We start from the raw sequence: 16,175 nt of genomic DNA on the forward strand, positions 1-16,175 counted from the left end.
CCGATTGGACCCTCATGAGCGCCCCGGACGAAGAGCCCCGGACCGGGCCGAAGGCAACGCCCGGACTCGGCCACTATGGTGAGATATCCCCAGGTGTTCCACGCTACGGGCAGTATGCTCCGCCGGGATACCAGCGGCCCGCAACCGACCCGGCGCCCGCTAAGTCGCCGCGGTCCGGCCGTTCCAGCGGGCCAGACGAAGGAACCACGGTTAAGCGCACCGGGGAAAAGCGAGCCGCGCGGCAGACGCCGCCGCGTCAGGTGGAGATCGCCTTCCGGCTGATTCTGGGCGCCGGCGTGATCGAAGCCATGCTGGTGGTCCTGGGGGCCATCGCCATGGTCACTCCGGGTGGACAATCCACCGCAGGGCAGATGCTCCTGGACGCCGGGCTGAAGGACGCCAGCCTGCTGCAGCCACTGCTCATTACCGCTGTGGTGCTCAGCACGGCGGCGGTGGGAATCTATGTCCTGATCGCGTTCCAGATCCGCAAGGGCCGCAACTGGGCCCGCATCACCGGAGCCGTTTTGGCGGCATTGTCCCTTTTGTCGCTGCTCCAGCCGGACCTGATCACAGCGGCCCAGATGCTCCTCGGCATTGTCGCCATGGTTCTGCTGTTCCGGGGCCCAGCCACGGACTACTTCAGGCGCTAGGACGGCCCTCGCGCAGGCCCGGCTCCTGGGCGCGTTGGGCATGGTAGGCGAGGATCTGCAGCTCGGTGGCCATATCCACCTTGCGGAGGTTGACGAAGGCCGGCACTTGGAGGACCACCGGCGCAAAACTCAGGATGCTGTGGACACCGGCCGCGATCACCCGGTCACACATCTGCTGGGCCACCGTACCCGGCAGTGCGAGCACCACCATATTCGCCCTGGTACGCGCCAGGACAACCTCCAGGTCCTTAACATCACTGACCCGGAGCCAGCCCACCTCATTGCCAACCATCAGCTGATCCGCATCGAAGAGCGCCACGACGTCGAAGCCCCGGGATTCAAAGCCCGCATAGCGTGCGAGGGCCCGGCCCAGGTTGCCGGCGCCGACTATCGCCACGCGCCAGTCGTGTGTCAGTCCGAGTGCGGCTGCGATTTCGCCGCTCAGATGCTGGGCTTCGTAACCGACTCCGCGGGTTCCGTATGAACCGAGATACGACAGGTCCTTGCGGACATTGGAAGAACTCACGCCGGCCGCGTCCGCCAGCGCCTCGGAGGAAACACGCTCGGCCCCACCGGCCAGCATCGCGGTGAGGGCACGTAGATAAATCGTCAGCCGTGCCACGGTTGCGGGCGGCAGCTGGCGCGCGACAGCCGGCAGTTCTGCCGGCTGTTCCGGGGAAATGTGAGATGAGGGCACGAACGTTGCTCCAGATTTCTTCGACTGCACCATGCTGCCGTAGCGCGGAACCTATGCGTAAAGCCGCCGTCGGGCTATCTCCACTGTAGGGCTCCGGACGGGGGCGGCAAAGTCGACGGCCGTGCGTTCACTTGGGCGGCGGTTCCATTGCCTCGAGGAGAATCCGCCGCAGCCGGTCCGGATCGATCTTCCAAAAATCGCGCTGCACACCGTTGACCAGAACCACGGGAACTTCCTCCGCGAAGCGCGCGGTGAGGCTTTCGTCATCGTCTATCGATTGTTCCTCCCAGCGCAGGCCCAAGTCCGCCGCTACAGTGTCCACCACGATCCTGGCCCCGCCGCATAGATGGCAGCCGGATCTGGTCACCAGAGTGAGTTCGGGATGTGCGGGCGCCGGTTCCTGCTGCCGGCCGTCGGAACTACGCATACGACAAATCTAGTCCGCCTGGCCCGGCGCGGCCGCCGCCAAGAGGCGCTATCGGGCATAGACCATTCCGATTGACTAGACTCAAGCCATGCCCGAAGTGAACTTAGTGACAGCCGAGGACCTCCCGGCCAGTTCGGACCACGAGGGCGAAGCCGCTTTTTTTGACGTCGATAACACCTTGATGAAGGGCGCCAGCCTCTTCCACGTTGCCCGCAAGATGTACCAAAAGAAGGCCTTCACTCTTCGCGACGCCGCAGGATTCGCCTGGAAGCAGGCAAAGTTTGTGTTGCGCGGGGAGACGATGGAAGATGTCCATTCCGTCCGTGACACCGCCCTGGTCCTCGCCGCCGGAATTCCCGTCGAGACTATCCAAACCATGGGTGAGGAGGTCTTCGACGAGATGATCGAGTCGAAGATCTGGCCCGGGACACTGGCACTGACCCAGCAGCACCTCCGCAGCGGCCGCCAGGTCTGGCTGCTGACCGCCACGCCGATCGAGGTTGCCGGCGTGATCGCCTCCAGGTTGGGCCTCAGCGGGGCGCTGGGCACCGTGTGCGAGATCGAGGACGGCCATTACACCGGACGGCTTGTCGGGGATATCCTGCACGGCCCGGCCAAAGCCGCGGCGGCGCGTGAACTGGCCGCTCGTGAGCACCTGGCGTTAGCACGCTGCTGGGCCTACAGCGACTCCTACAACGACATCCCGCTGCTGAGCGCCGTGGGCAATCCGGTGGCCATCAACCCGGATGCCCGGCTGCGCCGCCATGCCCGGGACAATAACTGGCCGGTTTATGATTTTCGGTCCGGCCGCCGTGCAGCAACGTGGGGGCTGCGGGCCGCCACCGGGGCAGGCATCATTTATGGCGGCTGGAAAGGGTTTGGCCGCATCCGCCGCCGCTGACCTCCCCTCCACCGCCCAGCGGTACCGCCTTGGACGCCGTAGTAGCGGCCCAAAACAAATGCCCGCCACCACAACGGTGACGGGCATTCCAAGCTTCGGGAAGTTTCTCTACTTCTTGTTGCGGCGCTGGTGACGGGTCTTGCGAAGCAGCTTGCGATGCTTCTTCTTCGCCATACGCTTGCGACGCTTCTTAATAACTGAACCCACGAAAGTCCTCACAAACTGTTGAACGACAACTTCCTTGCGGGCAGTTGTCAACGAATAGGCCGACCGATCACAAGGTATCGGTCAAAGCCGGAAATGGATCTTTAACAGGGTACCGCCTCTAAGCGGTGTCCGCCGAACCGGAGCCACCGGCATCGCCGCGGCCCTCCACAATGGACGACTGGACATAACCGGCCACCGCAGACTCCGGAACCCGGTACGAGTGTCCGAAACGCACGGCCGGGAGCTCCCCCGAATGCACCAGACGGTATACGGTCATCTTGGAAACCCGCATCACGTCGGCCACTTCCGACACGGTCAGAAACTTTACGTCGGAGAAGTTCTGCCCCTGCGCCACGATGCCCCGCATTCCTTCGCTCACGTCTGTTTCCGACGGCGTGGCAGGATGCTGGGTGCATCGTTCAACCGTATCCAGCTACTCTAGGGGTAGAATCGGCCATTGGGAAAGTTCCTAAGGCATTAATACTACTCCAGGCATTAATACTCAGTGCCCGCCCTGCGTCGCGTTTTTGGCCCGGCGCGTGCGTGCGCTGCCCGCCAGACGGTCCAGCACGGCGGCCGTAACATCCCATTCCATGCAGGCGTCGGTCACGCTCTGTCCGTAGGTCAACGACGCGGTTGACGCGGTCCCGGCGGCGACCGCGGCGACATCCAAAGTTTGTGCCCCGCCGGCCAGGAAACTTTCCAGCATGACGCCGGCAACGGCGTCGGCCGATTTCCCGCCGGCTTCCAGCTGTGCGCCGATTTCCAGTGCGACCTCGGCCTGGCGGTGATGGTTCTTGCCGCTGTTCGCATGGCTGGCATCGACAATCAGCCGGGGGTTCAGGCCGGCAGCCGCAAGTCGTGTGGACGCCGCGGTGACCTCCTGCACCCCGTAGTTCGGCCCCTGGTGGCCGCCGCGAAGGATCATGTGGGTATCGGGATTGCCCGCGGTGGAGACAAGCGCTGCGTGGCCCGCCGCGTCGATTCCCAGGAAAGACTGCGGCACGCAGGAAGCGGCGCACGCGTCGAGCGCCACCTGCAGGCCGCCGTCGGTCCCGTTCTTGAAGCCGACCGGCATGGAGAGGCCGGAGACCAGCTGCCGGTGGATCTGGCTTTCCGTGGTGCGGGCGCCGACGGCACCCCAGGAGATGAGATCGGCGGTGTACTGCGGACTAATCGGTTCCAGGAATTCGGTCCCCACCGGCATACCCAGCCGTCCCACCTGGAGCAGGAAATTACGCGCCTGCCGCAGTCCGGTCGGGACGTCGTGGCGCCCGTCCAGCCCGGGATCGTTGATCAGGCCCTTCCAGCCGACGGTGGTGCGCGGCTTCTCGAAGTAGGCCCGCATGACGATCAGCAGATTCTCCTTGTGCCGCTCGGCCGCGCTGACCAGTCGGCGAGCGTACTCCAGTCCGGCACGGGTGTCGTGGATGGAACACGGACCCACGATCACCAGCAGCCGATCATCAACGCCGTCCATGATGGCGCGCACCTGATCCCGCCCGCGCTCGACGACGGCGCTTAGCTGCGCGTTCACCGGGAGCTCGGTGGTCAGTTGGGCAGCGGACGGCAACGGGGTGAATTGGCTGACCCGCAGGTTCGAGGTGGGCCGTGCAGCCGCAGTGTAGGCGCTGGAGCCCCCACCGGCGCCTGCCGCGCCGGTGGCCGCACCGCATGCCGCGCCAGTGGCCCTGTAGGCGGCTGCCGCGTGGCTGGCGGGGCCGGCACATACGCCGGTGGATGTCGCGTCGATGGTCATGGGAGGTCCTGTTCCTTGGCTGGAAGCGGGCCCTGAACAGAACCCGCCGGAAATGGCGAAGGACAGAGAATAATCCCTGTCCTGTTGGCTCTGAAGAAGGTCGGATGCGTGTCAGTCAGACGCGGGCCCCTCCAGAGCCAACGGAAAATACGCATACCAACGGTTTGTCATGGCCCCACCATAGCCAGGTTTCTAACCGGTCAGCAACTCCGCGACGAATTCCAGCTGCTTGATCCAGTGGTACTCCTGTCCACCCTCGTGGTTATTGAAGCGGTAGATCTCCAGTTCCTTGCGCGTTGCCGCCTCGGATCCGTAGGCGTTGTAGGCGGCAAACACCGTCGATGGGGGGCAGATATCGTCCATCAGCGCCACCGAAAACAACGCTCTCGCGGTCGCCGCGCGGCCCAGGTGTACGCCGTCGAAATAATTCAACACCTGCAGAACCTGCTCATAGCGGTCCCGGTGCCGGTTGAGGAAGCCGGCAATCTCCTGGTATGGTCCGCGCGGAGCAATATCAATGGCCCGCGGGAAGTCCTGCAGGAACGGCACATCGGGCAGGGCTCCGATGACGCCGTCGAGCCGGCCGGCTGCCAGCCCGGCGACGGCGAGGGTGATGCCGCCGCCCTGGCTGACGCCGGCGAGCACCACGCGGGACGCATCCACCTCCGGGTGCGCCTGCGCCGCCTGCACGGCTCGGAACGCGTCGACGTACAGCCGCCGGTAGTAGTAGCTTTCCTTGCTGCGGATCCCCCGCGTCATCAGCCCGGCGTAGGCCACTTCTCCGGCGGACGGGTGCGGATCGGCCGTCTCACCGGAGATCCCGCCATAGCCCTGTCCCCGGGTGTCCATGATGAAGTGCGCGTAGCCGGCCTGTGCCCATCTGGTGTCCTGGTTGACCAGGCCTCGTCCGCCTGAGTAGCCGGCATAGTGCACGACGACGGGAAGCCGGGCTTCCGGGGCACGGTGCGCGGGCAGGTGGAGCCAGCCCTTGATGGGTGCGCCGTCGGCGCCGGAAAACGACACGTCAAGGGTATCGATGACCGTCAGGTGGTTATCCACGGGGGTGAACCGTGCATTCAACGGGAAGGCGCGGACCGCGGCGATTGTCGCATCCCAGAATCCGTCGATGTCCGCCGGCCTGCTGGCCGCCGAGGTGTAGTCCCGCAGCTGTTCCAGCGGATAGTCAGAGAGCGGCATGGGTGGCTTTCCTGTTGGCGGCCGGCAGGTTGATCGATGGTGCACTTCGCGCCCATGTCCGGGCGAAACATGGGCGCGAGGTGGGACCTGGATGCGGGGTCCGGGAGGGTCCGAGGCGGTTGGAGCCGGGAGGGGCCGAGCGGCTAGATCAGGCCTTGGGCCAGCATCGCATCCGCGACCTTGACGAAGCCACCGATGTTCGCGCCCACCACGTAATTGCCCGGCGAGCCGTACGTGTCCGCGGTCTGCGCGCAGCGGTCGTGGATGCCAACCATGATATCGGTCAGCCGGGCCTCGGTGTGCTCGAAGCTCCAGGAGTCCCTGCTGGCATTCTGCTGCATTTCCAGGGCAGAGGTGGCCACACCCCCGGCGTTCGCCGCCTTCCCCGGTGCGAAGAGGATCCCCGCTTCCTGGAAAAGGGCCACCGCGTCGCGGGTGCAGGGCATGTTCGCGCCTTCGGCCACCGCCAGCAAACCGTTCTTGACCAGGACCGCCGCGGCGGCAGCATCCAGTTCGTTCTGGGTGGCGCAGGGCAGCGCCACGGTCGCCGGAACGTCCCAGACGGATCCGCCTTCAACATAGCTGACGGCGGATCCCCGGCGGGCCGCGTAGTCCTTCAGACGCCCGCGCTCGACTTCCTTGATCTGCCGCAGCAGCCCAACATCGATGCCCTTCTCGTCCACCACGTAGCCGGCGGAATCGGAGCAGGACACCACATTCGCGCCGAGCTGCTGTGACTTGGCGATGGCGTAGATGGCGACATTTCCGGAGCCCGATACCACCACGCGTTGACCGTCAAAGGACTGGCCGCGCGTCTTCAGCATTTCCTGGGTGAAGAGCACCGTTCCATAGCCAGTGGCCTCCGGGCGGACCAATGAGCCACCCCAGGACATGCCCTTGCCCGTGAGCACACCCGACTCGAACCTGTTGGTGATCCGCTTGTACTGTCCGAAGAGATAACCGATCTCGCGACCGCCCACGCCGATATCCCCGGCGGGAACGTCAGTGTACTCGCCGATGTGGCGGTACAGCTCCGTCATGAAGGACTGGCAGAAGCGCATGACCTCCGCATCGGATTTGCCCCGGGGGTCAAAGTCGGAGCCGCCCTTGCCGCCACCGATCGGCATCCCGGTGAGCGCGTTCTTGAAGATCTGCTCAAAGCCAAGGAATTTCACGATCCCCAGGTACACGGACGGATGAAAGCGCAGACCGCCCTTGAACGGTCCCAGCGCGGAATTGAACTCCACCCGGAAGCCCCGGTTGATCTGGACCTGACCGGCGTCGTCCGTCCACGGTACGCGGAAAATGATCTGGCGTTCGGGCTCGCAGAGGCGTTCCAGCACCGCAGCATCCAGGAACTCGGGGTGCTTGTCGAGCACCGGGCCGAGGCTTTCAAAGACCTCAACGACTGCCTGGTGAAACTCGTGTTCCCCCGGGTTGCGGGCCAATACCTGGTCCCGGATGGTTCCGAGTCTTCCGTCCATAGGTCTCCCCTATACAAATCATGTGGCTGCTACTAGCCGTGCGTCTGCGCGAACGGCGGATTAATTCATTTCCATGGTTCCAGCCAGGAGGTCCTACATGCGAATCGCGGTCACTGTGTGAGACGGATTCCGGTAGCGGCCGCGGTGGAAATCACGTCACATAATCCCTTGCCCGGCCGGACTCAGTCTTTGCGCCGGCCGAATTTCGGCAGATTCGCCAACAGATCGGCGGCCTTGTAGGCCGCCCGCCCCACCGTCCGTCCGAGCTGCTGGGGCCTTGTTCCGTCCGTACCCAGCACGGTGTCGGGTCCGAGGACGACCGGCAGCGTCACTGCCGCCGGCAGCGCCGGCGCCTGGTCCGGGGTCCTTTCCCGGCCGCGGTCCGGTGCCCTCTCGGGCTCCCGGTCAGGCGCCAGCTCAGGCTCTCCGCGCAAACGCGGCTCCCGCACCGGGACGCGGTACTGTGCTGAAGTCTGCTGGCCTGCCGGCGTAAGGGCTTCCGTCCGCAGTCCGTCGGAGGCCGACCGGGTACCGTCGACGGTCACCGGGACGGCCGATTCGTTCGCACCCGGGCCGGCCGCGCAGCCGTCGAACTCCGCCAACCAGCTGCGCACCAGACGCAGCGGGTCAGGTGTGAGCGCGTAAAAACGCTTCTGCCCTTCAGCCCGCATGGTGACCAGGGAGGCTTCGCGCAGCACGCGCAGGTGCTTGGAAACGGTAGGCTGGCTCGCGCCGAGCTCCTCAACCAGCTGCCCGACAGCCTTATCCCCCGCTTTCAACGAAGCCAGAATGTCACGCCGGGTCGCCTCCGCGATAACCGCAAAAACATCGTCATTCACCATGCCACCACCCTAGCGATATATGCGCCCGAGGGCATCCGTCCTTCCCTGGCGTTGGCAGGCTATTGGCACGCAGCCGTTCAGTCGAACCAGCCGTTCAGTCGAACCACGGGTCCAGACCGTACAGCGGGAAGATTTCCTTGCGGGTTGCCATCACGGTGCGGTCCACCGCGTCGTTGGGGTTGTACCCCACCTCCCACGAGCGCCACCAGAGATCGACGCCGTCGCCCATTAGTTCCGGGGCTGCCCGGCCGTATCTCTCCAGCACATAATCCCGCCAGGGCTGCGGGACCACGGTCCTCAGCGGCAGCGGGACCCCGCTTGAAATGGCGATCAGGTGGCTCCAGACCCGCGGCACCACGCTGGTGACGTTGTAACCGCCGCCGCCGGTGGCAATCCAACGATCCCCGCAGAGTCTGGCCGCGAGCCGCGCAATGCCGAGCGCAGCCTCACGCTGGGCGTCCACGCTGGTGTTCAGATGCGTCAGCGGATCGTCCTTGTGCGAATCGCAGCCGTGCTGGCTGACGATGATCTCCGGTTTGAAGGCCTCCACGAGCTGAGGCACGACGGCGTGGAAGGCGCGCAGCCAGCCTGCGTCACCGGTCTGCGGGGGAAGGGCCACATTCACGGCGGTTCCCGGAGCGTCCGGACCACCAATGTCATTGGCGAATCCAGTGCCCGGAAACAAGGTCAGACCGCTTTCATGCAGCGAGATGGTCAGAACCCGCGGATCGTTCCAGAAAATACTCTGGGTTCCGTCACCGTGATGGGCGTCGATGTCCAAATAGGCCACCCGCCGGACGCCGCCGTCGAGCAGGCGTTGGACGGCGAGCGCCGCGTCGTTGTAGATGCAGAAGCCGCTGGCCTTGTCCCGGCTGGCGTGGTGCATACCGCCGCTAAAATTGACCGCGTGCACGGTATTCCCGGACAGCACGGCTTCAGCAGCAGCCCAAGAACCGCCTGCCAGCCGCGCGCTGGCCTCATGGATGCCCGCGAAGGCCGGATCGTCCTCGGTGCCCAGACCGCGGGCTTCGTCGGGGTGGTCCGGATTGAGGCTGACGCGGCGCACGGCGGCAATGTAGTCGCGGCTGTGCACGGTGCCCAGCTGCGCGTCCGTGGCCACCGCTGGTTCCAGCAGCTCCAGCCCGGGCCGGTGAAAGAGGCCCAGCGCATCGGCAAGGCGGGCGGTCAGCTCCAGCCGGGCCGGCGCCATCGGGTGATCGGCGCCAAAGTTGTAGGCCATCATGGCCTCGCTCCAGACTATGCTGGTCGGGACGGCCGTTGGCCCGGTGCTCGCGATCGATGACATCTCTCACAGGCTACCCAATTGGGACGCCGCGCGCTTCCCGCAGCTCCCGTGCATCCCGCGGAATCCGCGCCGGAAAGGTGGTTGACTACTCAACAGAGCAATTACGCCGGTTCGCCGCGCGTGCCGCGGCACCGAACAGGATGGCAGGAGGGACAGGACACGCATGACCAAGAGTCAAAATGTCAGGCACCGACCTAAGACCTCCGCCCGCTTCGGCTTCACCGCTGTCCGCGACTTCGTGGACAGGGTGGCCAACAGCTCACCGGCGCGGCTGGCACTGATTGTCTTCGCCTTGGTCATTCTGCTGTTCACCGGCCTGCTGTCCTTGCCCGTCTCCGCGGCGGACGGCAAGGTCACACCCTTCCACGATGCACTCTTCACGGCGGTTTCAGCCGTCTGCGTCACAGGTCTCACCACCGTGTCCACGGCACTGCACTGGACCTTCTTCGGCCAGCTGGTGATCCTGATCGGCATTTTCGTCGGAGGCCTGGGGATTTTGACCTTGGCCTCACTGATGGCGCTCATGGTCAGCAAGCGACTCGGTGTGCGCGGCAAGTTGATCGCCCAAGAGGCCATGAACGCCGGCCGGCTCGGCGAGGTCGGTACGCTGCTGCGGATCGTCATCACCACGTCCGTGTGCATCGAAATCGCGCTGGCCCTGATGCTCGTGCCGCGGTTCATGATCCTGGGCGAGAGTTTCCCACAGGCAATCTGGCATGCCGTGTTCTACTCCATTTCCTCCTTCAACAACGCTGGATTCACCCCGCAATCGGACGGCGTGGTCCCCTATGAAAACGACCTCTGGGTGCTGACACCACTGATGCTGGGCGGCTTTATCGGCAGTCTCGGCTTCCCGGTGCTGATGGTTCTGCTGAGCTCGGGGTTCCGGATCAGGCGCTGGAACCTGCATACCAAACTCACCATCCAGGTTTCCCTGATTCTGCTGGTCTCAGGTGCCTTTCTCTGGGGGTTCATGGAATGGTCCAACCCGGCCACCATCGGCTCCATGGGTGTGGGTGACAAGGTCACGCACGCGCTCTTCGCCTCCGTGATGAGCAGGTCGCTGGGATTCAATCTGGTGGACATGAACCAAATGAACTCCTCCACCATGCTGCTCACCGATGCGCTGATGTTCGCCGGCGGTGGCTCTGCCTCAACGGCAGGCGGCATCAAGGTCACCACGCTGGCGGTGATGTTCCTGGCCATCATGGCCGAGGCGCGCGGCGACAATGATGTCAAGATCTACGGTCGCACCATCCCACAGGGTATCCTGCGGGTGGCGATCTCGGTGATCATGATGGGTGCCACGCTGGTCATGGTGGCCACCGGAGCACTGCTGGCCATCAGCGGTCAGAGCCTGGACCGGGTGCTCTTTGAGGCCATCTCCGCCTTTGCCACGGTAGGACTGAGCACCGGGCTGAGCTCTCAGCTTCCCCCGGCGGGGGTTTATGTCCTGTCGGTTCTCATGTTCGCCGGCCGCATCGGCAGCATCACGCTTGCCGCGGCGCTTGCTCTGCGCCAGCGCCGTCAGCTGTTCCACTATCCGGAAGAAAGGCCGATCATTGGCTGAAAAATCCAGCTCCAACAGATCCAACTCCAATCGCCCGTCGCATAACGCCCCCGTCCTGGTGATCGGGCTCGGCCGTTTCGGCGCCGCCACCGCGGAACAACTGGTGAAACAGGGCCGGGAGGTTCTGGCCATCGAGCGGGACCCGGTCCTGGTGCAGAAGTGGGCCGGGACGCTCACGCACGTGGTGGAGGCCGACGCCACCAACATCGATGCGCTGCGCCAGCTGGGCGCGCAGGACTTCTCCTCCGCCGTCGTCGGCGTCGGCACTTCCATTGAGTCGAGTGTGCTGATCACCGTGAACCTGGTGGATCTGGGCATTGAGCACCTGTGGGTCAAGGCCATCACCCAGTCACATGGCAAGATTCTGACCCGGATCGGCGCCAACCATGTGATCTATCCGGAGGCGGATGCCGGCGTCCGCGCCGCGCACCTGGTCTCCGGGCGGATGCTGGATTTCATTGAATTCGACGACGATTTTGCCATCGTGAAGATGTACCCGCCGACGGAAACGCAAGGCTTCACCCTGGCCGAATCCAAGGTCCGCAGCAAATATGGTATCACCGTGGTGGGTGTGAAATCACCCGGCGAGGATTTCACCTACGCGCAGCCGGACACCAAGGTTTCCGGACGCGACATGCTGATCGTCTCCGGACATGTGGATCTGTTGGAGCGTTTCGCGGCCCGTCCCTGACATCCGGACGGGCTGCCCCTTTGGGGCGGCGCCGCCCGGACGTCGGCCCGCTTCCGCCGCACCAGCAGGGACTACGCAGTCTTGGGTGCCTGGATCTGCAGCACCACCTTGACATCCCCGGCGCCGTGCGTGAAGGCCTCGCGGAAATCCGCCAGTGGAACCCGCCGAGTGATCAGCCTGCCCAGCCATGCTGCATCCGCTCTGCCGAGCGCCTCCACCGCCGCCTCGTAATGACGCCGGTTTGCGTTGACGCTGCCGAAGACCACTTGGTTACCCAGGACCGCCTGGCGGTTCATCGCGCCGACGTCCACAGCAGTGGTCTTCCCGGTGCTGGAAACGCCGGTCAGGCATGCGATTGCGTCTGTCGCGCCGCACGTCATCACCTCGATCACCACGGACGGGACGCCGGTACATTCGAGCAGGACGTCGGCTTTGACGCCGGACTCCGCGAGTGAGTCCGTATGATAGACCGCGCCCAGATCCCTGACCAAGCCGGGCTTCGGTCCGTCTGTCACCCGGTCGAAAACATGGACTTCCAGCCCGCGCTGGCTGCCGAGCAGTGCCGCCAGCAGCCCCACGGGTCCTGCACCCGTCACCACCGCTGTTTTCGGGTCAAAGAACGCCCGGCTGCCGATCCGGTCAAGCTGTTCCCATGCCTTGGCCACAATCGTGGTGGGTTCGAGAAGCACGCCGATGTCCGCCATGGACCTGTCCAGCCTGACCAGCGCATCGGGATCCGCCCGCCACTGCTCCCTGGCAAAGCCGTGCAACCCCTTGATCCCATGCTCGGTGTACCGGCCATTGCGGCACATATCCCATTCGCCCGCGGCGCAGGCCTTGCAGGGCACCGGATCCGGTCTGCGGACGATACCGACCACAAGGTCGCCGGGGCTCAGATCCGATCCTTGCGGAGCCTCAAGCACCCTGCCGATATTTTCATGGCCCAGGACCAGGAAGGAGGAGCCTTCGGGAGCTTGGCCGTATTGGGCATCGATGATTTCCACATCGGTCCCGCACAGCCCCACGGCCAGCCCCGCCACTAGAACTGAGCCTTCGTGGGGGTCAGGGGCGGGAATGTTCCGTAATTCCAGCGAGTCTTTCGTACCGGGAACGATAGTTAATGCCTGCACGGTGCTCCTCCTAGTGAGGTACGGGGGTATGAGGTGCCAGAACCTCAGCATACTTACCGACCCGGACAGATCCCATAGTCACCGGCAACAGGGGAAATTCACAGCTGACTAGCGGCCCGCCAGATCCTCGGTGATCGCCGCCGCCCGCGCGGCCGCTGCCTTCGTCCCGGCGGCGACGATGGCCGGAAGGCCCTGCGCCTCGAAGGTGGCAATCGCCTGTTCGGTGGTGCCGCCGGGGCTGCTGACGGCGCGGCGCAGCACCGCGGGATCCGCCCCGGGCTCCGTGAGCATCAGACCGGCACCGGCCACCGTTTCGCGGGCCAGCATCCGCGCGGTGTCCTCATCCAGGCCGAATTCCTGCGCGGCGGCCGCCAGGGCTTCCGCCAGATAGAAAACGTAGGCCGGCCCCGAGCCGCTGATGGCGGATACGGCGTCCTGTTGCTCCTCGGGCACATCGAGCACCAGGCCCGAGGAAACGAACACCTCGTGGGCCAGGGACAACTGTTCCGGCGTGGTCCCTGATCCGGTGGACAGGGCGACGACGCCGCGGCGCACCTTCAGCGGCGTGTTCGGGATCGATCGGATCACCGGCTGATCCTGCGGTAAAGCCGCAGCCAGCTGGGCCAGGGAAACGCCGGCCGCCACGCTGACCAGCACGGTTCCTGCCGCCAGCGCTGGCGCAACCTCACGGCACAGCTGAGCGATACCGGCGGGTTTGACGGCCAGAATCACCACATCGGCGCCCTGCACGGCCAGCGGGTTGGCCTCCGGTTCCTCCGCACCGGCCAGAGCGGTGATGCCGTACCGGGAGGCCAGCTCCTCCGCCCGCTCGACACGTCGAACGGTTGCCACCACGGATGACGGCTTGAGCCCGGAGCCGAGCAGGCCGGCGAGGATTGCCTCGCCCATGGACCCGCAGCCAAGAAAAGCGATTCTATTGATCATGCAGCCATCTTTTCACAACCACCGATTCAGCGTGGGCCCCGCGCTACCTCAATCGCTACCTCAATGCGGGTCCTGCGGGACGGCAATGCGCCCCTGCGGGCCTTCTATTGGCAGTCAATTCCCAGCCTGTCGACAGGTCGCGCTCAGAATCCTTCATTACTGTAGTAACTACCCCATAAAGGTGCGAGTGATAACCGATCGGCTCCGGATTGCCGGCTCCGATCATTGCGCCGGAGAGTCCGCCGATGTTTCCCCCCAATCATCGGCTCACGGCTTTCCGGCGCTTTCGCTTTTAAGGTTCCTTGAGGAGCCCGGGCTAACGGTCCGAGGGGGAGACCGGGCCGGGGACCAGGGTCACTCGCCCGCAGTTGGACCAGATGAAGGCGGGCAGACTGCAGGGTTTCCGCCAGCCATTCCTCGCGCTCCCCGGCCCCCTTGGCCTTACGCGTCGATATCTAGGCGACATCGGCGCCGTCGAACCCGTGTTCGCACAGATACGTCAGCACCTCAACGCATTCCTGCCGACCGTAGCCCGGCACCAGGTGCTCATCCTTGCCGGAGTCCGTTCCGTCCGTGAGAGGCAGATGCCGCTGCCGGGTCCCCGCCCCTTGATTGCGTCGAGGCTGCTCGCGTCCGCGGAGGGGGCGTGCGACAGGTCCCAAGTGACGTCGTCGTAATCCTGCCCGATCGGGTCCCAGTGCGGCAGGTACGCCGGCGCCTACCGTCCGCGCACCCGCCAGGGGTACATATCCTCCACCGCGATCCGGATCCCGTAGGACTCGGCGAGATCGCGCACCCCGTGGCCGAACGTTTCGGCATAGTCGTTCTGCCAGCGGAACGGCGGGTGAACCACGACGGCGGCGGCGCCCACCTTGACGGCGATCTGCGCCGAGCGCTCGATCTTGTTCCAGGCGCTGCCCCAGACCTGCTGTGTGAGCAGGAGTGTGGGGCATAGATGGCAAGCACGGGCTGCCCGTAACGCTGGCTGAGGCTGATCAAGGCGTCCGTATTCTGGCTGACGGCGTTGTGCGTCACCATCACCTCAACGCCGTCGTACCCCGGATCGGCGGCTACGGCGAACGCGTCATGGACCGTGAGCGGCTAGACCGAGGCGCTCGAAAGGGCCACCGGGATATGCCTGTCAGCGCTCGGCTCGGGCCGGCCCAGGGCGCGTTCCGCCTCGGCCATCACTTCCTAACCTGCCTCAGCCAAGCGATTTCGACGTAACGGAATATGGGCAGGCGGCGCCAGCGGGCCGTCAAAAACCAACTGATCGAGCCGGCGAAGGATCAGTCCCTCCCGCAGCGCCCAGGGGCAGATCTGCACGCTCTGCACATTGAACAGCTGCAGCGCAGCCTCCGCCACCAAGGCACCCGCCAGCACCTGGTGGGCGCGGGCGGTGGAGACGCCGGGCAGATGAAGCCTGTCCGCGGCGGTCATCGCCGCCAGTCTTTGCGTCCACAGTCCCAGATCGGAGAGCAGCAAATCCCTCCGGATATACGGACCCATGGAACTGGGCGCGGCGCCCGTGATGCGCGCCAGCGCACGGAACGTCTTCGACGAGCCGGTGACGAGGTTGGGAGTCCCGAGTTTCAGGGTCTGCGCCACGGGTTCCTTAAGCGTGGCCCGGATGTGTTTGCGCAGATCCTTCACGCTCTTGGCGCTGGGTGGATCCTCCGGCAGCCAGTCCAGCGTCAGGCGGCCGGCCCCCAGCGCAACCGAGTTGGCGATAGCGGGAAGCTCGTTCTGGCCCATCGCGATTTCAAACGAACCGCCGCCGATATCCAGGTTCAGGATGGTGCCGGCTCCCCAGCCGTACCAGCGCCGGACGGCGAAGAACGTCATCTCCGCTTCCTCTTCCCCGGTGAGCTCCTCCAAGGCGATGGTGGTCTCGCGCTGGACGCGGGCCAGTACCTCGGCCCCGTTGGTGGCCTCCCGGATGGCCGAGGTGCAGAATGCCAGCAGGTCCTTCGCCTTGTGCTTGGCGGCGAATTCCCAGGCTTCCAGCATGAATTCGATCAATTCATGCTGCCCGGCATCGCTGATGTTGCCCTCCGGATCAAGGTACTGCACCAGGGAGAGCGAGCGCTTGTGCGAGGCAAAGGGCACCGGCTGGGCACCCGGGTGCGCGTCGACAAGCAGCAGGTGGACCGTGTTTGAACCAATGTCGAGGACGCCAAGTCGCATGTGCCAATTATTGCGCGTCCCGGCGTTGCCGCGTTAACCAACGCCTGCTCGGTGAAGGGACCCCGCCGGGGCGGTGCATGGTGCCGTGGAAATGGAAAGATGCCGGCGAAATTCCCGCGGCATCCGTCCAAATCCAAGGCACAACTCCGGAGTCTAGCTGTTACGTACGACTCAGCCAGCCG

Annotated in this window: 16 protein-coding genes and 1 pseudogene; 4 read left to right on the forward strand and 13 right to left on the reverse strand. The window is 65.0% G+C overall.

Annotated elements, in window-relative coordinates:
• Window positions 1–14: 14 nt before the first annotated feature.
• The gene (locus tag ACLLJI_RS18655; protein WP_434615470.1) at window positions 15–650 is read left to right on the forward strand and encodes a hypothetical protein; all 636 of its coding nucleotides are present in this window, start codon (window positions 15–17) and stop codon (window positions 648–650) included.
• Here the strand turns inward: ACLLJI_RS18655 and ACLLJI_RS18660 are convergent.
• Entirely contained in the window at window positions 640–1,347 is a 708-nt protein-coding gene (locus tag ACLLJI_RS18660) for a redox-sensing transcriptional repressor Rex (protein WP_283558990.1), read from the reverse strand. The genes ACLLJI_RS18655 and ACLLJI_RS18660 overlap by 11 nt on opposite strands.
• A 127-nt stretch (window positions 1,348–1,474) precedes the next feature.
• Window positions 1,475–1,774, reverse strand: coding sequence for a glutaredoxin family protein (locus ACLLJI_RS18665; protein ID WP_283558991.1), 300 nt, complete (start codon window positions 1,772–1,774; stop codon window positions 1,475–1,477).
• An 88-nt stretch (window positions 1,775–1,862) separates the two neighbouring features.
• Between ACLLJI_RS18665 and ACLLJI_RS18670 the strand changes: the two genes are divergently transcribed.
• Window positions 1,863–2,675 (forward strand): HAD family hydrolase, encoded by an 813-nt coding sequence (locus ACLLJI_RS18670; protein ID WP_434615474.1) that lies wholly within the window; start codon window positions 1,863–1,865, stop codon window positions 2,673–2,675.
• Between the two features lie 108 nt (window positions 2,676–2,783).
• Here the strand turns inward: ACLLJI_RS18670 and ACLLJI_RS18675 are convergent, their stop codons facing one another.
• The 7 genes from ACLLJI_RS18675 to ACLLJI_RS18705 form a co-directional block, all read right to left on the reverse strand.
• Window positions 2,784–2,882 (reverse strand): 30S ribosomal protein bS22, encoded by a 99-nt coding sequence (locus ACLLJI_RS18675; RefSeq protein WP_003792170.1) that lies wholly within the window; start codon window positions 2,880–2,882, stop codon window positions 2,784–2,786.
• Between the two features lie 118 nt (window positions 2,883–3,000).
• The gene (locus ACLLJI_RS18680; RefSeq protein WP_434621664.1) at window positions 3,001–3,237 is read right to left on the reverse strand and encodes a helix-turn-helix domain-containing protein; all 237 of its coding nucleotides are present in this window, start codon (window positions 3,235–3,237) and stop codon (window positions 3,001–3,003) included.
• 147 nt (window positions 3,238–3,384) lie between these two features.
• The gene (locus ACLLJI_RS18685; protein ID WP_434615479.1) at window positions 3,385–4,641 is read right to left on the reverse strand and encodes a 3-deoxy-7-phosphoheptulonate synthase; all 1,257 of its coding nucleotides are present in this window, start codon (window positions 4,639–4,641) and stop codon (window positions 3,385–3,387) included.
• 192 nt (window positions 4,642–4,833) lie between these two features.
• Window positions 4,834–5,838, reverse strand: coding sequence for an acetylxylan esterase (locus ACLLJI_RS18690; protein ID WP_434615481.1), 1,005 nt, complete (start codon window positions 5,836–5,838; stop codon window positions 4,834–4,836).
• A gap of 143 nt (window positions 5,839–5,981) precedes the next feature.
• Window positions 5,982–7,322 carry an NADP-specific glutamate dehydrogenase gene (gene gdhA / locus ACLLJI_RS18695; protein WP_434615484.1) on the reverse strand — a complete coding sequence of 447 codons (1,341 nt, stop codon included), beginning with the start codon at window positions 7,320–7,322 and terminating at the stop codon, window positions 5,982–5,984.
• A gap of 182 nt (window positions 7,323–7,504) precedes the next feature.
• A complete protein-coding gene (locus ACLLJI_RS18700) occupies window positions 7,505–8,164 on the reverse strand; it encodes an ArsR/SmtB family transcription factor (protein ID WP_434615487.1) in 660 nt (219 codons plus the stop codon).
• Between the two features lie 94 nt (window positions 8,165–8,258).
• Window positions 8,259–9,470 (reverse strand): acetoin utilization protein AcuC, encoded by a 1,212-nt coding sequence (locus ACLLJI_RS18705; protein WP_434615490.1) that lies wholly within the window; start codon window positions 9,468–9,470, stop codon window positions 8,259–8,261.
• Window positions 9,471–9,633: 163 nt separating this feature from the next.
• Here ACLLJI_RS18705 and ACLLJI_RS18710 point away from each other — a divergent pair, with 163 nt between their 5' ends.
• Both ACLLJI_RS18710 and ACLLJI_RS18715 read left to right on the forward strand, forming a co-directional pair.
• On the forward strand, window positions 9,634–11,040 hold the full coding sequence (locus tag ACLLJI_RS18710; protein ID WP_283558997.1) for a TrkH family potassium uptake protein: 1,407 nt from the start codon (window positions 9,634–9,636) through the stop codon (window positions 11,038–11,040).
• Window positions 11,033–11,731: a potassium channel family protein gene (locus tag ACLLJI_RS18715; RefSeq protein WP_283558998.1), complete on the forward strand. Its 699-nt coding sequence runs from the start codon at window positions 11,033–11,035 to the stop codon at window positions 11,729–11,731. The genes ACLLJI_RS18710 and ACLLJI_RS18715 overlap by 8 nt, the downstream gene beginning before the upstream one ends.
• A gap of 71 nt (window positions 11,732–11,802) precedes the next feature.
• On the opposite strand, the gene ACLLJI_RS18720 is transcribed toward ACLLJI_RS18715, so the two are convergent.
• The 4 genes and pseudogenes from ACLLJI_RS18720 to ACLLJI_RS18735 all read right to left on the reverse strand — a co-directional run bounded on the left by ACLLJI_RS18720 (window position 11,803) and on the right by ACLLJI_RS18735 (window position 15,993).
• Window positions 11,803–12,861, reverse strand: coding sequence for a glucose 1-dehydrogenase (locus tag ACLLJI_RS18720; protein WP_434615495.1), 1,059 nt, complete (start codon window positions 12,859–12,861; stop codon window positions 11,803–11,805).
• A 108-nt stretch (window positions 12,862–12,969) separates the two neighbouring features.
• Window positions 12,970–13,806 carry a pyrroline-5-carboxylate reductase gene (gene proC, locus ACLLJI_RS18725; RefSeq protein WP_434615498.1) on the reverse strand — a complete coding sequence of 279 codons (837 nt, stop codon included), beginning with the start codon at window positions 13,804–13,806 and terminating at the stop codon, window positions 12,970–12,972.
• A 374-nt stretch (window positions 13,807–14,180) separates the two neighbouring features.
• Window positions 14,181–14,994 (reverse strand): annotated as a pseudogene (locus tag ACLLJI_RS18730) (sugar phosphate isomerase/epimerase family protein); the annotation flags it as partial.
• A 6-nt stretch (window positions 14,995–15,000) separates the two neighbouring features.
• On the reverse strand, window positions 15,001–15,993 hold the full coding sequence (locus ACLLJI_RS18735) for a Ppx/GppA phosphatase family protein (protein WP_434615500.1): 993 nt from the start codon (window positions 15,991–15,993) through the stop codon (window positions 15,001–15,003).
• Between the last annotated feature and the right edge of the window lie 182 nt (window positions 15,994–16,175).

Origin of the sequence: Arthrobacter sp. A5 (assembly GCF_051131705.1) — a bacterium.
In the GTDB taxonomy this organism is placed as follows: domain Bacteria; phylum Actinomycetota; class Actinomycetes; order Actinomycetales; family Micrococcaceae; genus Arthrobacter_M.